The organism is Zymobacter sp. IVIA_12111.31 C1 (assembly GCF_047495495.1).
Lineage (GTDB): Bacteria > Pseudomonadota > Gammaproteobacteria > Pseudomonadales > Halomonadaceae > Zymobacter.
In genome coordinates this window covers 563,333-582,451 of record NZ_CP179930.1, presented here as the reverse complement: position 1 = coordinate 582,451, position 19,119 = coordinate 563,333, and the positions used below count along the sequence as shown (strand labels likewise).

The 19,119-nt window shown below is 57.7% G+C and carries 18 protein-coding genes; 2 read left to right on the top strand and 16 right to left on the bottom strand.

Annotated elements, in window-relative coordinates; translation table 11 throughout:
- Positions 1–2: 2 nt before the first annotated feature.
- The 9 genes from ACMHYW_RS02600 to ACMHYW_RS02560 all read right to left on the bottom strand — a co-directional run bounded on the left by ACMHYW_RS02600 (position 3) and on the right by ACMHYW_RS02560 (position 9,281).
- On the bottom strand, positions 3–1,208 hold the full coding sequence (locus ACMHYW_RS02600; RefSeq protein WP_414500762.1) for an MFS transporter: 1,206 nt from the start codon (positions 1,206–1,208) through the stop codon (positions 3–5).
- 552 nt (positions 1,209–1,760) lie between these two features.
- Positions 1,761–3,824 carry an FUSC family protein gene (locus ACMHYW_RS02595; RefSeq protein ID WP_414500761.1) on the bottom strand — a complete coding sequence of 688 codons (2,064 nt, stop codon included), beginning with the start codon at positions 3,822–3,824 and terminating at the stop codon, positions 1,761–1,763.
- Positions 3,821–4,747 carry an efflux RND transporter periplasmic adaptor subunit gene (locus tag ACMHYW_RS02590; RefSeq protein ID WP_414500760.1) on the bottom strand — a complete coding sequence of 309 codons (927 nt, stop codon included), beginning with the start codon at positions 4,745–4,747 and terminating at the stop codon, positions 3,821–3,823. Before ACMHYW_RS02590 ends, ACMHYW_RS02595 begins: the two co-directional genes overlap by 4 nt.
- 47 nt (positions 4,748–4,794) lie before the next feature.
- Positions 4,795–5,001, bottom strand: a complete 207-nt coding sequence (locus tag ACMHYW_RS02585) for a DUF1656 domain-containing protein (RefSeq protein ID WP_414500759.1) — start codon at positions 4,999–5,001, stop codon at positions 4,795–4,797.
- A gap of 289 nt (positions 5,002–5,290) precedes the next feature.
- Entirely contained in the window at positions 5,291–6,115 is an 825-nt protein-coding gene (locus ACMHYW_RS02580; protein WP_414500758.1) for a ProQ/FINO family protein, read from the bottom strand.
- Between the two features lie 32 nt (positions 6,116–6,147).
- Positions 6,148–6,669, bottom strand: a complete 522-nt coding sequence (locus tag ACMHYW_RS02575; protein ID WP_414500757.1) for a dihydrofolate reductase — start codon at positions 6,667–6,669, stop codon at positions 6,148–6,150.
- Positions 6,666–7,460: a thymidylate synthase gene (locus ACMHYW_RS02570; protein ID WP_414500756.1), complete on the bottom strand. Its 795-nt coding sequence runs from the start codon at positions 7,458–7,460 to the stop codon at positions 6,666–6,668. The genes ACMHYW_RS02575 and ACMHYW_RS02570 overlap by 4 nt, the downstream gene beginning before the upstream one ends.
- A gap of 304 nt (positions 7,461–7,764) precedes the next feature.
- The gene (lgt, locus tag ACMHYW_RS02565) at positions 7,765–8,577 is read right to left on the bottom strand and encodes a prolipoprotein diacylglyceryl transferase (RefSeq protein WP_414500755.1); all 813 of its coding nucleotides are present in this window, start codon (positions 8,575–8,577) and stop codon (positions 7,765–7,767) included.
- 236 nt (positions 8,578–8,813) lie between these two features.
- Entirely contained in the window at positions 8,814–9,281 is a 468-nt protein-coding gene (locus ACMHYW_RS02560) for an RNA pyrophosphohydrolase (RefSeq protein ID WP_414500754.1), read from the bottom strand.
- Between the two features lie 189 nt (positions 9,282–9,470).
- Between ACMHYW_RS02560 and ACMHYW_RS02555 the strand changes: the two genes are divergently transcribed.
- The gene (locus tag ACMHYW_RS02555) at positions 9,471–10,133 is read left to right on the top strand and encodes an HAD family hydrolase (RefSeq protein WP_414500753.1); all 663 of its coding nucleotides are present in this window, start codon (positions 9,471–9,473) and stop codon (positions 10,131–10,133) included.
- Positions 10,134–10,188: 55 nt separating this feature from the next.
- Here the strand turns inward: ACMHYW_RS02555 and ACMHYW_RS02550 are convergent, their stop codons facing one another.
- From ACMHYW_RS02550 to ACMHYW_RS02520, 7 genes are all read right to left on the bottom strand, one after another.
- Positions 10,189–11,091 (bottom strand): lysozyme, encoded by a 903-nt coding sequence (locus ACMHYW_RS02550; RefSeq protein ID WP_414500752.1) that lies wholly within the window; start codon positions 11,089–11,091, stop codon positions 10,189–10,191.
- Between the two features lie 244 nt (positions 11,092–11,335).
- Positions 11,336–11,500 (bottom strand): alternative ribosome rescue factor ArfA, encoded by a 165-nt coding sequence (gene arfA / locus ACMHYW_RS02545; protein WP_414500751.1) that lies wholly within the window; start codon positions 11,498–11,500, stop codon positions 11,336–11,338.
- Positions 11,501–11,835: 335 nt separating this feature from the next.
- Positions 11,836–12,402: a disulfide bond formation protein B gene (locus ACMHYW_RS02540; protein WP_414500750.1), complete on the bottom strand. Its 567-nt coding sequence runs from the start codon at positions 12,400–12,402 to the stop codon at positions 11,836–11,838.
- Between the two features lie 125 nt (positions 12,403–12,527).
- Positions 12,528–14,111, bottom strand: a complete 1,584-nt coding sequence (gene gshA / locus ACMHYW_RS02535) for a glutamate--cysteine ligase (protein WP_414501459.1) — start codon at positions 14,109–14,111, stop codon at positions 12,528–12,530.
- A gap of 104 nt (positions 14,112–14,215) precedes the next feature.
- On the bottom strand, positions 14,216–16,591 hold the full coding sequence (locus ACMHYW_RS02530; protein ID WP_414500749.1) for a Tex family protein: 2,376 nt from the start codon (positions 16,589–16,591) through the stop codon (positions 14,216–14,218).
- Positions 16,592–16,881: 290 nt separating this feature from the next.
- Positions 16,882–17,778 (bottom strand): Hsp33 family molecular chaperone HslO, encoded by an 897-nt coding sequence (hslO, locus tag ACMHYW_RS02525; protein WP_414500748.1) that lies wholly within the window; start codon positions 17,776–17,778, stop codon positions 16,882–16,884.
- 56 nt (positions 17,779–17,834) lie between these two features.
- Positions 17,835–18,236: an RNA-binding S4 domain-containing protein gene (locus ACMHYW_RS02520; protein ID WP_414500747.1), complete on the bottom strand. Its 402-nt coding sequence runs from the start codon at positions 18,234–18,236 to the stop codon at positions 17,835–17,837.
- 309 nt (positions 18,237–18,545) lie between these two features.
- On the opposite strand from ACMHYW_RS02520, the gene nudE reads away from it, so the two are divergent.
- The gene (gene nudE, locus ACMHYW_RS02515; RefSeq protein ID WP_414500746.1) at positions 18,546–19,103 is read left to right on the top strand and encodes an ADP compounds hydrolase NudE; all 558 of its coding nucleotides are present in this window, start codon (positions 18,546–18,548) and stop codon (positions 19,101–19,103) included.
- Positions 19,104–19,119 lie beyond the last annotated feature (16 nt).

Genomic DNA, 19,119 nt, shown 5'->3' with positions numbered 1-19,119 from the left:
CATCAGACTGCGGACAATGCCCGTGCATCGTGTTGATGCCATGCACGCTGAGCGCACCCACAGGCCAGCAGCGCACAGGTCGCCGCCAGTCCGAAGATGGCAGCATACCCCCACGCACTCAGTACCCCACTGATACAGCCCACCAACAGAATACCGATATCGAAACAGGCCTCATAAGCGCTAAGTGCCACCCCCATATGCGCCGCAGGCAGGCTACCGATGGCCGTCACGCCCAACAGCGGATAAACCATCGACAACCCGTACCCCGTCAAAAACGATCCCACGATAGCCAGCAATGGCCCAATCGACGCACCGCTTATGCCAGCACATGCAATCATGGCCAATCCCAATGCCTCAATCACCATCATCAGCACCGTCGCCCGACGTCCCAAACGCGAGGTATAGAAGCCCACGCTGAGGCGGCTGAGCACATAGCCGACGCTGTACATCACCAGTGCGATTGTGGCCGTGCTTTGCCACCCTTTTGACCAGAACATCAGCATCAGAAATGACATGATCGCGGCATAGCCCATATTACTGAGCGCAAAACCGGCACCGGACGGCCACACCCGCGCCACGACGCGCACCAACGACAACGACGCATTCGTTCCCACGATCGGTGCCGAGGGCAGACACAGCGCTATACCCCAGCCAAACAACGGCGGCAGCGTCATCACCCATGCTCCGCTGGTCAGGGAAAGGTAGCCTTGATGCGCCAACCCTCCTACGCCGTTGCCGGCGGCCAAACCGATGAACATGCCAATTCCGACCATCGACATCACCTTACCCGCACTTTCGCGCCCGATTAGGCCAATGGGCCATGTGCCACTGCAAGTGAACACGAGGCTCTCCCCTATGCCCATCACGATGCGCGACAGAAGGATGATTCCCAGCGTTCCGAGCGCTCCCCACTGAGCGGCTCCTTGAATCGCCAGCAGGCACATCGCCCCCGCCAATGCCGAGAGCGCCAGCCCCCACAGCATGCCGCACTTAGCACCGCGACGATCCGAAAAACGTCCCGCAGGCAGGCGGGACAGCAGCGTACTGATCGACTCCAGCGCAATCACAGCACCCACGACGGTCGGCGTGAATCCAAGTTCATTCGTCAGGTAGAGCGGTAGCAGCCCCAGCGAAATACCCAGACCAAAAATGACGACGCACAGTAAACCGCTAATGATGACCGCACACCCCCATGGATGCTGACGCATACCTACCCCCTCGACTGCCTGCAGAATGAACACAACCCGTTGATTGGGCTGATGATACATCCACTGTATAAATCATCACCACTGGCTTTTAGTCACGCATCGCGCTCCCTTCCGAAAGCAAAGCATGATGGATCTTCGGCAAAGAGACCTGCTATCGGACAGATGAAGGTAACGCCATCACAGTAAGGGCGACGCAGCACACGACGCACCGCCCATGGAAGGTCGGTATTTCATCCGTCGTAGCCGTAAAAGCGAGACGTCTTGAAGCGCTGGTGCCGTGGCAAAGGTCAAGCCTATCTATGCCACTATCGCGACCACATGAAGGGTGAAGCCATCAGAAAACAGCGATTACCGTTCTTGCTGACAAAGACGAAAAGCCCCAAGCCTATCGCGCGGGAGGAATCTGCCACAGAGCGAGGTGCCATAAAAAAGAGGGGGTAAGAAAAAAGAGAGAGGCAAAAAAGAAGGGAAAAGCGGCAACCTAAAAGGAAAGATCAAAATGAACAAGGGGCCATGAACAGACCCCTTGAAAGGCAACGCCATGCCATCACATCAAGCCATCGTGCTCTTGGACACAACGGGATCGGGCTGATCGCGACGTTCTTGCTGTTCACGCAGCATCATACCGATACGTCCGCACACGAAGGCCACTTGGTCCAGAACATCGGCTTCAACGTTCGGCCACGATGCCAGCGCCGCTAGCAGATCGCGGGTATGGGCTTCGAAGATGGCGATATCAAAAGCGCCAGTAACGCTTTCATCGTAGTGGCGCGCAACGCGCTGCTGCCATACCTGCAAGGCAACGCGCTGGCGATCGGGGATCAGACTGGCCCGGAACAGCGCGCGCACCTGCATCACCAGATGCCCCACCGCAAAAGCCAGTAACCCCTGTTCCACCCAGTGCCATGGCAGACGGTCACGGGCCGAGCGCTCGTAGTGCCCCAGTTGCTGCAAGCGCGACAGCATGTTGCTGTTGAAGCGCTCGGCTTCATCACGCTTCGATCCCACCTGACGCAGATCGCTCAGCATGGCGCGATACAGACGGCGGTGCACCGCTGTCGCCCGCGGTACGGGCAAGCTACGGAATAGCACCATCAGCAGGGTGAATCCCATCAGCAGCGCCAACCCGCGTTCAATGGCACTCGGCACGTCGAAGGTCATGTGGTTACTGGGCATGGTCATGATGATATAGGTCATGCAGAACCCCAGCGTCTGCGGGAACGTCTGACGGGCCGTGAAGCCAAACAGCGCGATGAACAGCGGCAGCCCGAAGATCATCAGCATGCACTCGAACGCGTGCATGGTATTCGCCAGCAGCACATTGCCGAAAATAATCGCGATTGGAAACGCGATGGCCCCGCCCAATAACGCTCGCATCACCAGCATATCCGAATGAGGCAGCTGGGCCAGCATCGTACCGAGCACGACAGGAATCAGCATCATCATGATCGCGCTGTTCCAGCCGGTGGATATCCACACAACCGCTCCGATAATGAATAGCAGCATGCAGCGCAGCCCTACAGTCATCGCGGGCAGCCAGTCCTGACGCGTGCGCGGGGCGCGCGCTTTAAGTGCTCGCCCCGGCTCCGGCGATTCGATCAGCAGACAGGCATCACACAGCACGATCAAATGCGCCATCAACGTCAGCAATGCACGACGTGTGTGCTGCTGCGAAGCAGATGCTCCCTCGCCCAATGGCTGACGGATGATCGACTGACGCAGCTCGACCAACTCATCGCGCATGGCCTTGGGATCGTCACGTTCCAGCATGCCGCCCAGTTCATCGCGCAGCTGGTCGATCCACACCGACAGCATCTGATTGAGCTCGCCGCGTTCGCGATACGCCATACTGTTAGCATCAGCAATCAGGCTTAGACCGCGCTGTGATAGCAGGTGAGCAGCACGGGCACGGCGCGGCCCGGCGGGGCCTTCATAGAAGACAGGACCGGTATCGGCCTGCAGCGCCATGATGGCATCAAGCGCATCAAGGATGGCGGTGTGGCGGTCCCCCGCTTCATGAACGTCCAGCTGGGTATGCACCACCTTCAGCGCGGCTTTCAGCGTACCGAGTGCATCGGCCATCATGCGCGGGTGAGTATCCTGCGGCCACATCACTAAGCTGATGCCCGTCGCACATGCCACGCCGATCCCGATCTCGGTCACGCGCGACACGGCGATAGTGAAGGCTCCGGCACTGCTGGGCGCCGACGATTCGGTGATCAGTACCACCATGCCCATGGTGGTCGCGATCATGGCGAACAGATAGGTAATGTTGAAGTCGCGAGTACGTGAGGCCAGCGTCCCCAATACAAAAATCATCAGCGCGACGCTGCCCAGCGCCAGTACGCGGTGCTGAAGGCCGTAGGACAGGATAACCAGTCCGATCAGGCCACCGATCACATTGCCGCAGAACTGGAAGAAGCCCTTCTGAATCACCATGCCGTTTTCAGGACGCATCAGTAGAAAGACGGCCGAGATCATCGCCCAGTATGGCCGATCGAAATCCATCAGCATCGTCACATAGAGCGACAGCCCCATAGCCACAATGCCTTTCAACCCAAAGCGGATAGTCGACAGCTTGGGCTTCAGGTAGACCGCGAGCACGGAGGACATCATGGCGACACGGCACCCTCAGCGGTTACCGGAGCCGATGCGGGCTGTGCAGGTGCCGCATGCGCACGGCGCTCAGGATGAACGTGCAGCGTCGCGGTCATGCCCGCGCTCAGCATCACATCAGATGGCGGCTGATCGAACGCGACGTCAACGGGAATGCGCTGGGCCAGACGCACCCACGTAAAGGTCTGTGAAACACTCGGCAGCAGATCGCTACCCGGGGTCAGGTTGCTGTTAGAGATACCACGCCCAATCGCTAGTACGTGCCCTTTCACCGTATGGTTGGAGGCCATCAGGTGGATATCGACAGGGTCGCCGATCTGTATGCCCGCCAGCTTGGTTTCTTCGAAATAGCCGGTCAGGTAGTAGCTGTCATCGCGGATCAACGAGATTTTGGCACTGCCGCGGGTCACGTAATCACCGGGATGCAGCTGTAGGTTAACCAGCTGACCATCGAAAGGGGCCTCGTAGCGGGCACGTGACACGTCCAGCTGCGCACTGTTGACCGCCACCTGAGCGGCATCGTAGGCCGCCTTGGCTTCAGCCGCGCTCAGATTGGCGGTATCGCGCGCTTCCTGACTGATCGCCAGTTGCCCCAGCTGGGCACGACGTACGGCCGAATGCTGGGCCTGTTCCCAGGCGGCTCGCGCCTTCTCGGCCGTTGCCTGCGCCTGATCCAATGCCAGCTGATAGCGGGCCAGATCAACGGTGAACAGCAAATCGCCCTTGTGCACCAGCCGCTTATCGTTGGCATTGAAATTCTCGACCCATCCCGACACATCGGGCGTGATGGTCACGATATCGGCCCGCACGCGCGCATCGCGCGTCCACGGGGTATACATGTAATAGCGCCACAGCCAGATACCGGCCAACACGGCAGCGGCAATCACGGCGACGGTAAAGATGAAACGCATCAATCGCTGCATGAAGGAATTCCTCAAACCAAGTCTCGCGCCATGACGCCCGTCAGGCATCACACCACGCTAAAAAACCACACCACGGCGGCCAGCAGGCAAATGAAAAGGGCCACATCGAACCACCCTTCCCGCCATGCCACCCGACCGATGCGCGTATCACGCAGCCAGAATCGCAGGCTCAACAGCAGCACGAGGCTGATCGCGCAATACATCACCATGGGGCTGACCAGAACGCCTCCCCACGCCATTTCACGTAACCACATGAGTGTTCGCCACCTCACTGTCTTGCCGATGCACATGCGTGCAGGCTGGAGGAATACATATAACGCGATATATTAGCATGCTAACAAGATAATTGACTATCCTGCTACTGCCATAACTATCAGTATGGTCGGGTATAAACGAGCGTCCACTCTTCGTGCTCGCCTTGCTGCATGCGGCATGCCACACCGAAAGATAGGCCAATAAAAAAAGGAAGAACCCGAAGGTCCTTCCTTTTCACTGGATGGGAGCGTCTATTGCTCGAACGAACGCCTAGCGCTCACTGCACGTTCAGTGCTGGTGCTGCCGTTGCAACGCTTCAAGCTTGGTCGATATGCGTCGCTGCTGCTGTTCTTCTTCACGGCTTTTCTGACGGGCCTGCAGCTGCTTAAGCTGCTCGCGCGCATGCAGCGCTTCCTCTTCCGTCACCTGGCCGGCCGGCTGGCCTTCCAAATCGACGCGCTGTGCGCCCGGTCGTACCGATTTCATATAGCGCGGAAGATTGACGTAGCAGGCCAACGTGCGGCGGATCAGACGCGCCGACCACGGTTCAGCATCGATCAGCGCTTCATGGATACCGATCTGCAAGGGGCGTGTATGAGCCTTGAAGAAGGCTTTGGGATAGCGTGAATACCACTGCTTCAACAGCTGCTGCGGAGAAGGCGCATCCGCCGGGTCCTGCACAGAGGCATTATCGAGGGAAGAAGACATGTCAGTGTTGGTCTCGGCATTAGACAAGGAGGTAGGCGTTGTCGCCACCATCTCATCGGTAGCCGACAACGGGAAGTCGCTACGTACTTCATCGGCCGACACAGAGGAGGCTTCAGAGGTGGTCTCGACACGCTGCTCAAGCGTAGACGGCAATGATGAGGCTGTCACATCGCGCGCGCGGGCATCCTGCTCCTGAGCAGGGGGCGCAACGTCCCATGAGGCCATCGCTCGTACATGCGACACAACACTGGACAGACGCGTTTCCAGCGTTGCCAGCCGCTCGCGCAGTCGGTGATTCTCCTGCTCAAGCGATGCCACCTGTGCCAAAGCCGCCTGCCGTTCCTGTACAAGATCGCGAATCTGCTGATCCAGTGACGCAAAAAGCGTATCGAGAGAACCTGTCACCTGCTTCTCCTGCCTTCCCTGAGCCGCCCGCCTTAGCGTGACTGGCGTACGTACGTGACGAAATCGTAGTAGGGCTGCCCTTCATCAGGGTTCCCTGCCACGCGCTCCTGTTCCTGCCAGACGTCATCTTCCAATAGCGGAAACCGCGTATCGCCTTCGACGGTCATGCGGATCTCGGTCAGATAGAGCCTGTCAGCATCCGGCATAGCTTCGGCGTACACCTGACCGCCGCCGATGACCATGACCTCCTCTGCGCCGTGCTCCAGCGCGTACTGCTGGGCAGCAGCCAGGGCACTGGGCCAATCACGGCAGACCACAACACCTTCGGCAGCAAATGCGGGATCGCGCGTCAGCACGATGTTATGGCGCGACGGCAGCGGACGCCCAATGGACTCGAACGTATTGCGGCCCATGATGATCGGTTTCTGCCACGTCAGACGCTTGAAATGCCCGAGGTCTTCGGGCAGATGCCACGGCATCTTGTTGTCCGCACCAATCACGCGGTTGCGCGACAGTGCGGCAATCATCGCCACGGGAACATCGTGTTCACTCATACGGATACCTGTGCCTTGATATGAGGATGCGGGTCATAGCCTTCGAGCGCAATATCCTCGAAGGTAAAACCGAAAATATCCTTAACCTCGGGATTGAGCACCAGCGTCGGGCGCGGACGCGGCTCACGCGTCAGCTGCAGTTCTGCCTGTTCCAGATGGTTCAGGTAGAGGTGAGCATCGCCCAGCGTATGAATGAACTCGCCCGGTTCGAGACCACATACCTGCGCCACCATGTGCGTCAGCAGCGCATAGCTAGCGATGTTGAACGGCACCCCAAGGAAGATATCCGCGCTGCGCTGATACAGTTGGCACGACAGCTTGCCGTCCGCTACGTAGAACTGGAACAAAGCATGGCACGGCGGCAACGCCATCTGATCGACCAGCGCAGGGTTCCAAGCCGACACGATCAGGCGACGCGAATCAGGATTAGTCTTGATCTGCTGGATCAGATTGCTGATCTGGTCGATGGATTCACCGTTCGGTGCCGGCCAGCTGCGCCACTGATAGCCGTAGACAGGCCCCAGTTCGCCTTCTTCATCAGCCCACTCGTCCCAAATACGGACACCGTTTTCCTTGAGATACGCGATATTGGTGTCGCCCTGCAGAAACCATAGCAGCTCATGAATGATGGAGCGCAGGTGAAGCTTCTTGGTGGTCAGGCAGGGGAAACCTTCGGACAGATCGAAACGCATCTGATAGCCAAAGACGCTGATCGTACCGGTACCCGTACGGTCACTCTTGCGCGTACCGTTTTCCAGCACATGTCGCATCAAATTCAGATATGGCTGCATCAGCACCTCTCATCGCATTCGGGATATCAGACAGACAAAAAGGATGACCTAGCGTACAGGTCAATGCGGGCCATGATAGCGCACCTGACGCAACCTCTGCATCAAAGCGCCACGATGACCGATACGCATGCGCGGCACGCGGCGGCCATCCCCTTAAGGTTCGAGAAAACACAGACAGGCACCTTGCGGCTTGCAAGAGCGCTCTCGCCTTTTGCACGGGCAGTGCATTGCCGTGCGCTTGATGCAGACAGCCCCGATGCGCGCAAACACATCGGGGCTGTCATGTGCCTCAGAAACAAAGCCGCTATGGCGTGTCGGACGCTGTATCAGCAACGACAGGCTGATCCACGGGCTGCTTACGCGACCATACGATCAGCGCCAACCCGATCAGCATCATCGGTACGCACAGCTCTTGCCCACGCGTCATCCAACCGAAGGCCACGAAGCCCAACTGTTCATCCGGCATGCGGAAGAACTCGGTGAAGAAGCGGAACGCGCCATACAACAGCATGAACAGCCCGGACATCAGACCACGCTGACGAGGCTTGCGCGATACCCACCATAGGATGACGAACAGCGCCAGCCCTTCCGTCAGCCCTTGATAGATGGCCGAAGGATGGCGCAGCACCGCCCCATAGCGCGGATAATCAATGGCCCACGGCAGGGTGCTTTCACGCCCCGGCAGCTCCTGATTGATGAAGTTGCCCAAACGCCCCGCGCCTAGGCCCACCGGAACGATCGGAGCAATGAAGTCCGTCAGCTGAATAAATCCCAGACGATGGCGACGCGCGAAAACCAGCGCAGCGACCAGCACCCCGATCAGACCGCCGTGGAAACTCATGCCCCCTTCCCACACGCGTACGATCCAGCTCGGGTCCTGCCAGAAACGATCAAGACCGTAGAACAGCACGTAGCCCAGACGCCCGCCCAGCACAACGCCCAGCGCACCGTAGAAGATCATGTCGGAGACGGCCTGCCGAGAAATACCCAGTCGGTGAGCGCGACTGCGCGCCAACAGCCAGGCACCGAGAAAGCCGATAACGTACATGAGACCGTACCAATGCACCTTGAACGGTCCCAGTTGAAGTAGCACTGGATCGAAATTGGGGTAATGCATGTGCCCCTAGCTCCTTGATCGCAACCACGAATGGCAGATGCGCTGCACTCCAGGCAACGCCTACGGATAGATGTTTCCCAGTGTACCCTACTCATGAAGCGGGATGAACGCACTAGCAACGGTGCAATTGAGAAAAGACAGCGGGCAGGATAGACAAGGAGCCTGACCGTTTCCGGCCAGGCTCCTGATGATGCTTACAGCAGATGGATCAGCCTGTGTGCCTCACGCAGTCGCCTTTACAGGCGCGGCGCTAGCTCGTGAAGCGCGCGTCGATAGACCTCGCGTTTAAAGGGTACCACCTGTCCCAGCGGGTACCAGTAGCTGACCCAACGCCACCCATCGAACTCCGGTTCGGGCGTTTTATTCATGCAGATATGGGACTCCTGCCCTTTCAGGCGCAAAAGGAACCATTTCTGCTTCTGCCCGATACACAGCGGTCGGGAATGCATGCGGATCATGCGACGCGGCAAGCGATAGCGCAGCCAACCTCGAGTACAGGCCACCACTTCAACGTCCTGTGGACACAACCCGATCTCCTCTTCAAGTTCCCGAAACAGCGCCTGACGCGGCGTCTCGTGAGGCTTGATTCCACCTTGGGGAAACTGCCATGCATTTTGCCCTACCCGCCGTGCCCAGAGCACTTGCCCAACACGATTGGCAATGATGATGCCAACATTGGGCCTGAAGCCATCCGGGTCAATCACGGGATCATTCCTCTCGTAGAATGCGCCAGCCCAACCGCGACCGACGAAGGAGATGGAAGATGCCCCTCGGCAAAGGGCCTCTTGTCATGGCATCATTTTTCCATAAAGCATGAAACAGCATCAACAATATGGTGTGATGACGCGTAGCATGTCATTGTGCGTTTTCCCTTTCTGCCTGGAGGCTCCATCGTGCGACTTGCGCTTTTCGACCTCGACAACACCCTGATCGCTGGTGACAGTGACTATTCCTGGGGCGAGTTTCTTATTTCTATTGGTGCCGTCGATGAGAAGAAGCATCGCGCCGAAAATGATCGTTACCTGCGAGCCTATACCGCAGGCGATCTTGATGTCGCCGAGTATCAGGCGTTCTGTGTCGCCCCGCTGGCAAAGGCCTCCCGCGAGCAACTGGATGCTTGGCATCGCCAGTTCATGCGTGAGGTGATCGAACCGCTGATGCTACCGAAGGCACAGGCCCTGCTGGCAGAGCACCGCGCCCGCGGCGACTACCTGATGATCATCACGGCCACCAACCGCTTCGTGACCGAACCGATCGCTAACGCACTGGGTGCTGACGAACTGATCGCCATCGACCTTGAGACCGACGCCACGGGCCGCTATACCGGCCGCATTTCTGGTGTGCCCAGTTTTCAGGAAGGCAAGGTTATCCGCCTTGAAGCGTGGCTGGACGAACATCCGGAAATCGAACGCGCGGGCATCTACTGCTACACCGACTCGCACAACGACCTGCCGCTGCTGGAGTACGTTGACCACCCCATCGCTGTCGACCCCGACCCTACGCTGGCGGATATGGCCCGCGCCCGCGGCTGGCCGATTATCTCACTGCGCCGCTAGAATCCCTTTTTCTAGACTCTCAAGGCCACTCCCTGACGAGGAGTGGCCTTGATTGCTATACGATGACGTCGTCGTCTTCATCATCGTCATCTTCAAAATCCTTCTCCATTTCATTTTGCAACGCTATATATTCATCACTCTGCATTTCTTCTTGATAGCGTCTGGATGATAATTCAGTACAACTTTCGAAATCGGCAAGCATTTTCAATTTAATGTTCATCGATGTCTGGGCCAGTTCAATAATTTCGTTGCCCAATTTTCTATATTCTTCTAACATTTTATTTTCTTTATCATGATATTTTTCTATATCGTAACAACGATTGACATCAGAAGTAGATTGGTTCCATTGCTCCCATAACTTATCGTGCTCTATTTCTTTCTTTTTTATATCTTCCTCATTACGAAACAATGCCATAAGGTCATCGAGTTTAACGCCTTGCATCTCAGAAAATATAGAGATGGAACGTAACGTAAGCTCATCAAGGCTAGAAGAAGAAAGACGTTGCTTGACGATACCTTGGTTAAACAAATTCTGCTCATGCTGACGCCGATTCGTAAGGCCTGGCGAAACCTTGCCTTTCGATTTATTCCAGACAATAAACTGGTTTCCTGCTTCAGTATAATGGCCGTTATTCAGTTCCTTTAAGAGCGTGCTGTTTAGAAAAGCAGTTGCTCCCACATTGAATGAAAATGAAACAAGGGCACTGAATTGTTCATCCGTTAGTTCAACTTTAACCGCATCCGATACACAACGTTCGTACTTCTCGATATCTTTATCGAAGAGTTCATCTGCCTGCTGCTCCGTTATACGATCACCAGGCTTTATTTTTCCACGGTCAGTGTGACCATAACCAATGGTATATGGCTCGCCTTTGGTAAGAGGATCGGGATAAGCGTGAAGGACTAGGGATTCTGAACTTTTAATAAAAAAACGACCATCATCATTAAGTTTTCGCATTAGAGCACCTTTTTTATAATTTTAATTGGCTACTATCTATTACACTATACACAAAAACACATATAACATCTCAAAATCATTTTGTCACAACAAATGTCAGAATAGCGCCATTACAACAACCATTATTAAGCGCGATAAGAAGCAACTAAACACACAAATAAGATTAATAATAATGACGAGTAAAAATCGGCGTGCTAGCTGATGGAAGAACAGAAGAGGAAAGGTATCATCAGAATGCGCAGCGTCAGGCCACCATGGCGCAGATAAAAGAAAGGCCGGACGGGCCGGCCTTTGCGTGCTTGGCTTTGCGGGTATAAGCCCCTTTGCCTTTGCGCGGTTTCTCTGTTTGCGAGCGGTAGCAGGTTTTCATCACCATCTTTTTCGCAGCATTGGTATGCGATGCAGCCATTCCAGATTGTCCTTTCTCTATATCAAATCAACACAACGCGCAATAAACGGGCGGCACTCAGCCGCACGATCAGCGCGCCGCGTATGGTCGCACAGCGCCGATTCCTTTCGCAAGCGGCCAATGTCATGGCATTAGGCTTGGATAGGCACGGCCTTCTACGTGTGCTAACACTGACCCTTTGAGAGAGAAATGGAAGGTAAAGACGGTGGGTTCAACACCGTATGATGCCCGCAATGGGGCCTCTCTCTAAAAGGCAAGGGGTAGAAACTAGGAGGCTGCCAGCCAAACGAAAACGCCCGCGAAAAACTCGCGGGCGTCGGCACTCGGCAGCAGGCTTACGCAGCGTAGCGCGGGGCGTTACCTTTATCATCTTTGGGCGGTGTCGTGCGGCCATCGGTCTTGCGGAACGCTGAAAACAGCGCGCCACAGGCCACAACGCCAAGCGCGATAAAGCCAATCATCGTCCAGCCCGGCAGGGTGATGCCAAGGAAGATACCGTGAATCTCAGCACATTCGCCGGAACCGGAAAGCACTTGGCGCAGTACGTTCCACAGCGGCAGGCTTTCCAGCATGTAGTCCAGCGGCGGACCACAGGTCGGCACCTGGTCAGCAGGCAAGCTCTGCAGCCACAAGTGGCGTGCGGCCAGTGCGATCCCCGCCAGCGAGCTCAGCAGTGCTAAACCGCCCCATACAGCAGCACTGCGGTATGGGCGATAGAAGATGCCCGGCAGGAAGCACAGCCCTGCTACGATCACGGCGATACGCTGGAAGATGCATAAAGGGCAAGGCTCCAGATCGAAGACGTGCTGGAGGATATAGGCAAATACGATCATGCCAGCGCACATCAGAAACCCGATCAGGCACCATAGGCGGCCTGACATTCCCATCAATCGTCTGCTCATGTCGATTACTCTTTTCCTGTAGTCCCTGTTCTGTCGTACCTGTCGTGCATCACGCACATCCATAGATGAGCGGGCACGGAAGATGCCCCGCTCTGACCCTAACCATCAAAGGGGTCGTTACCACGTCAAGAAAGGTGACGCGCCGATGCCAGATAGCGCTCTACATAATCATCGAAACTGCCTTGATCATGCTCGACCAGCGCGCGTTCGTCCGCAATGGACTGCACTCGCTTCTCTTCCAGACGCTGCACCATCTCATCGCTAAGCGGCTGGCCGCGCAGCGTGGAAGCATGCTGCCGCGCTAGGCGCATAGCGACCGTCGTTAAGTCGTCATCGGTAGCCGTCAGCGCTTCCGCGGCTTGACCTGACGCCGTGTGCGCCGGGTCATTCAGTCCTGCTCGCAGCGAACGCAGCGCCTGCTGGTGCGGTTCACCCTCTTCGCTCTCATCTAAGCAGGCTGCCACGTCAGCAAGCTGATCAAACAGCAGTGTAGCCTGCTCCGCAAGCGTCACCATGCGGCCTTCGATGGAGAGCACGCCACCCTGAATCCGCCCGCCCGTAGCCACACGCGCCCGGTTGTCATCCAACCGCAGGCATTCCTCTTCGTTGATCCAGTCCCCCGGTGACAGCAGGCACCACGTAAGGAAAGTGTCGAGGAAGCGCACCTGCGTTTCATCGATGCCCAGCGGCAGGTTAGGGTTGATGTCCAGACAGCGCACTTCGATGTATTCCACACCGTTGTCATGCAGTGCCTGCAACTGTGTTTGTCCACGATGCGCGACACGTTTCGGCCGCACGTCACAGTAGTATTCATTCTCGATCTGCAGAATATGGTCGCTGATCTGCTCCCATTCGCCGTTCACCTTGACCCCGATCTTCTCGTAGGGCGGCCACGGCGTTTCGATCCCCTGCTTCAGCGTGCGGATATAACTGTCCAGCCGGTTGAAGCATACCTTGAGCTGACTCTGCACGCGGTTCTGATAGCCCATGTCGCTCATGCGCAGTGAAGTCGCCTGCTCAGACAGCAGGGTGTGTTGACCGTGAGGTACAAGGCCGTCGGGCACGGTCATGTCCGTAAAGAATGTGTCGTCGACCGCCACCGATGAACCGAACAGATACAGCAGCAACCAGCTGTTGCGACGGAACTGACGGATCAGATGGAAGTAGCGCGCCGTGCGATAATCGTCGAGCGATTGATCGTCGGCCCCTTCCAGCGTTTGCAGAATGCGCCAGAACTCAGGCGTCAGCGAGAAGTTGTAATGAATGCCCGCGATGGACTGCATGATGCTGCCATAGCGGTGACGCAATCCCTTGCGATAGACGTGTTTAAGTTCACCAGAATGCGAGGAACCATAGTCAGCAATCTGTACGCTATCGCCACCATTGGGCAGACGCGCCGGCATGCTGGCAGGCCACAGCCATTCGCCCTCTGGCAGATGCCGCAGCACGTGGTGATGCAGGTCGGCCAGAAACGCCAGCACTTCAGGGGCGCTATCGCAGACCGGCGTCACCAGTTCCATCAATGATTCGGCATAGTCCGTCGTGATCCAGGGATGAGTGAGCTTGTGACCCAACGCGTCAGGATGCGGTGTCTGGGCAATGCAGCCTTCCGCATCAACGCGCAGTGCTTCACGTTCGATACCGCGTCGAATAGGGCGAAGTCCATCCCCCAGCGGGCCTTTAAGCCCATCCAATAGGCGAGTTAGCATATCCGGCACAGGCTAGCGCTCCTTGCTCAATAGGTGTACGTCCGTTGGTCATCCCTCGAAGCACACCGGTGCTTCGAGGTTGGACTGTCAATGCCCGCACAGGTTCACTTGCGACGTGCAGCCCCGGCTTTCAGCAGTGCTGCACCCAGCGCCCCCATCGGAGCACTCTGCGAAGACGGTGCCGAAGAAGACGTGCGTGAGCGCGGTGAATGCTGGCGATGCGGGCGCGCAGCACCGGCAGACGTGTTCTCGGCGTCGGGGTGGCGCTCAGCCTGATCGCTCATGCGCATTGACAGTCCTACACGCTTGCGCGGCACATCGACGGACATCACTTTCACTTTGACGATGTCACCCGCTTTCACCACTTCGCGCGGATCGCTGATAAAGCGCTCGGACATTGCCGAGATATGCACCAGACCGTCCTGATGCACGCCAATATCGACGAATGCGCCGAAGTGGGTCACGTTGGTGATGACCCCTTCCAGCACCATATCAAGTTCCAGGTCGTTGAGCGACTCGACCCCTTCACGGAATTCTGCGAATTCGAAGCGCGGGCGCGGATCGCGTCCCGGCTTGTCCAGCTCACGCAGGATATCGGTCACGGTAGGGACACCGAACCGTTCATCGGTGTAATCGGCCGGTTCAAGACGCTTGAGGAAACTGCTGTCGCCGATCAGCTCTGCCACCGGACGCTGATGGCGTTCGGCAATGCGTTCGACGACGGGATAAGCTTCCGGGTGAACGGCAGACGTATCCAGCGGATTTGCGGCACCGTGGATGCGCAGGAAACCAGCACACTGCTCAAAGGTCTTCGGACCGATGCGCTCGACCTTGAGCAGCTGGCGGCGATCCCCAAAAGCCCCCTCACGATCGCGGTAGGCCACAATGTTGCCCGCAAGAGTGGTGTTGAGGCCGGATACGTGCGACAGCAGCGCAGACGACGCCGTGTTCAGGTCAACCCCAACGCCGTTGACGCAGTCTTCCACGACCGCATCCAGCGAGCGCGCCAACGCCACCTGCGACACATCATGCTGATACTGCCCCACCCCGATGGATTTCGGTTCGATCTTGACCAGCTCGGCCAGCGGATCCTGCAGACGGCGCGCAATGGAAACGGCACCACGGATGGTCACGTCCAGACCGGGGAATTCCTGGGCCGCATAGGCCGAGGCCGAATAAACGGAGGCCCCCGCTTCGTTGACCACTACCTTGCTGATGTTCAAGCGATCCTTGAGCCCTTTTACCAATTCGGCCGCCAAGCGATCAGTTTCGCGACTGGCCGTGCCGTTGCCAATGGCGATCAGTTCAACCTGATGTTTCAGGCATAGCCCAGACAGCACCTGTAGCGCCTGATCCCACTTTTTGTGCGGCGCATGCGGGTAGATGGTCGCATGATCGACGAACTTTCCCGTGGCGTCGATCACCGCCACCTTCACCCCGGTACGCAGCCCCGGGTCAAGGCCCAGCGTCGGACGCGCACCGGCAGGCGCGGCCAGCAGCAGGTCATTGAGGTTCTCGGCGAACACTTGGATCGCAGCGCCTTCAGCCTGCTCGCGCAGGCGGCCGAACAGTTCGGTTTCAAGACGGGTGTACAGCTTGACGCGCCATGTCCAGCGCACCACTTCCTTAAGCCATGCATCGGCCGCACGGTCAGCCTCGGGCGCGATGCCTGCAGCTTTAGCAATGGCGGCTTCGGCAGGCGAGGTCAGCCCTTCGATCTCTTCGGGGAATTTCAACGCCAGCGACATCACGCCTTCGTTACGTCCACGGAACATTGCCATGGCGCGATGAGACGGCACCTTAACCAGCGGCTCGCTGTGCTCGAAATAGTCAGAGAACTTGGCACCTTCCTGCTCCTTGCCACTCAGCACCGTCGACTGAAGGATGCCCTCCTGCCACAGGCGGTCACGCAGCACGCCTGCCAGCTCGGCGTCTTCGGCAAAACGCTCCATCAGGATCTGCTTGGCTCCGTCCAACGCCGCCTTAGCATCAGGCACATCCGCCCCTTCGATAGCCGCAGCGGCAGCCACATAAGGCTCGGCGGTCACCAGCGGGTCAAGGGAAGGATCAACCAGCAGCGCATCGGCCAGCGGCTCAAGCCCTGCCTCGCGCGCCATCTGCGCACGCGTACGGCGCTTCTTGCGAAACGGCAGATAGAGGTCTTCCAGACGCTGCTTGGTATCTGCCGCTGTAATCTGCGCACGCAGAGCATCGGTCAGCTTGCCCTGAGCGTCGATATCCGCCAGCACCGTATCGCGCCGCGCTTCCAGTTCACGCAGATAGCGCAGCCGTTCTTCCAACTCACGCAGCTGGTTGTCGTCCAGCCCCCCGGTCACTTCCTTACGGTAGCGCGCGATGAACGGCACTGTAGCGCCTTCGTCCAGCAGTGTGACGGCGGCATTGACCTGCTGAGCAGCGACGTCCAGTTCGCGGGCCAACTGTGCAACGATTCGGGAGGTATCAGTCTGTGTAGCGTCCATAGCACCTGATGTCTTGAAGTGAGAGGTTCAACGGTGAGCGTCAGTGCGGTCGGCCTAGCCGACATATATTCGTTAGCAACAGTATGCAGTTACTTACGTTATTCTGCCGCGAAGAAAAGCCAGGCTTCGGTTCGGCTGTCTCGGCTTATGCGGTAACGTCTTGCCCTTCCGTCGAGAGGAGCCCCAAACGACAGCACGCCATGCTCCGATGGGAACATGGCGTGCCAGTCAACTCAAGACAACCGTGTCTTGAGCTCAACGCGTGCGTGATCGAATCGAACGATCATGCGTCAGTGCACCGTAGGGGACGGTGCTTCCGGCGACTCGATCAGCGACTCGACGTCGGCGGCCGTAAACACATAGTACGTATTGCAGAAGTGGCAGTGCGTGTCGATCTGCCCCTGTTCTTCCACGATACCGCGCAGTTCATCAGGATCAATGCGGCCCAGTGCCTGAGTGAAACGCTCACGGGAGCAGGTGCAGCCGAACGCCACGGGCACAGGCGTGAAGACGCGCGTCTGCTCTTCATTAAACAGACGGAACAGCAGCGGCTCGGCTTCCAGCGTCAGCAGTTCTTCCGATGTCACGGTATCTGCCAGCATGCTGAGACGCGGCCATGCATCGACATCCTGTGTATCGCTCTGCGGCAGCTGCTGCAGCAGCAGGCCAGCGCTGCGTTCGCCATCGGCGGCCAGCCACAGGCGCGTCGGCAACTGCTCAGACTGCATGAAGTAGTGTTCGAGGCAGCCTGCCAGCGTGTCCTGTTCGAGTGCCACGATCCCCTGATAGCGCTTACCGTTGCGCGGGTCGAGAGTGATCACAATCTGACCGTTGCCCAGCAGTTCCGCCAACGACATGTCTTGCGACAGCTCGGCCTCTTCGTCCCAGCGCGCGATACCGCGCAACTGCTGTTCGAGGTCGCCGTTACCGGGGCTGGATTCCGCCATCAGTAGCGTCACCGGACCGGCACCGCGCACTTCGATGGTCATGATGCCATCCAGCTTGAGGGTCGCCGTCAGCAGCGCTGCTGCCGACAGCAGTTCACCCAGACGCATGGCGATAACATCGGGATAGTGATGACGATCCTGTACATGACGCCAGGTCTGTTCGAGCGAAACAATTTCGCCGCGCACATCGGTATTGTCGAAAAGGAAACGCTGCAGGTGATCGGTAAACATCTTGGTCATAGTCGGTTCCAAAGATCGGGCGGGCACTCGCAATGCCCGCCACAGGCAAAAGAGAATCAGGCGTCCGTGCTTTGACGCTGGAAGCGGTGGATAGCGCGACGGTCTTTCTTGTCTGGCCGATGCTTCGGCGGCTGAAGAGTTTGGCGTGCCAGCGAGCGCTGTTCGGCCCCCTGCTCGCGCTGCTCACGGCTTTCCGGCGTTTCCTGATAAAGCAGTTGGGCTTCGGGCGCACCGCGACGCTGTTCACTCAGCGCCATCACTTCGACCTCGATCGAGTCCCAGCCCTGCGGCAGCGTCAGGCGCATTCCCACACGGATCTGCTTGCTGACTTTGACGCGCTCACCGTCGCAGTGCACCTTGCCACCTTCGATGGCCTTCTTTGCCATGGCGCGCGTCTTGAAGAAACGAGCGGCCCAGAGCCATTTGTCCAAGCGCATCTGCATATGCTGTGGCGTCATTGTCATTCCTTGCGTTCGTTCGCCTGAGTGATGTTCCTAGAATGGGGGCGATTGTGCGCATTCTCAATCCCGACCGGTACACCCAGTCGTTCCGCACCACGCATGTTCCGTACGCCTCGCCCCCTGCGTTTGCCTAATGTTCTCTCATTACCGTTATCCGTCATAGTGATGCGAGCGCAGGGTTCAAACGAGGGCACCACACCGCCCTTTTCACGCACCGACAATTCTCTGCACTGCACCACCCGTTTTTCCTGTCAGAGCCCCCTCGCACTCACGGCGAGATCCGCCTCACCACAATGGAGCCTACCCATGACGCGCCCTCTTCCTCGTATCACCCGTACCACAACCGTTGCCCGCACCCGCATCTTTCGTGTCGAAGAAGTCGACCTGACCTTTCCCAACGGCGTGCAGTGCACGTTCGAACGCCTGCGCCGCCCACCGCGCGGAGCCGTGATGATCGTCGCGGTGACTGAACACCAGCAGGTGCTGATGATCCGTGAGTATGCAATGGGCTTCGAACGCTACGAGCTGACGCTGCCCAAGGGAGCCATCGACGAAGGAGAAAGTCCCCTTGAAGCCGCACAGCGTGAGCTTCAGGAAGAGTGCGGTATGGGCGCCCGCGAGCTAATTCCCCTCTGCCGCCTTTCGCTGGCCCCAAGCTACATGGATCACTTCATGCACGTCGTCATTGCGCGCGACCTTTATCCAGCCTCCCGCCAGGGAGACGAACCAGAGCCACTGGCCCTTGAGACACATTCACTAAAGGACATTGAAGAGATCATAGAGGAAGCGGATATTCATGAAGGGAGGGTGATTGCAGCGCTATACCGCACACAGTCATGGCTAGCACGTCACTCTCGGGGTTAGCACCAAAACGAGTGCT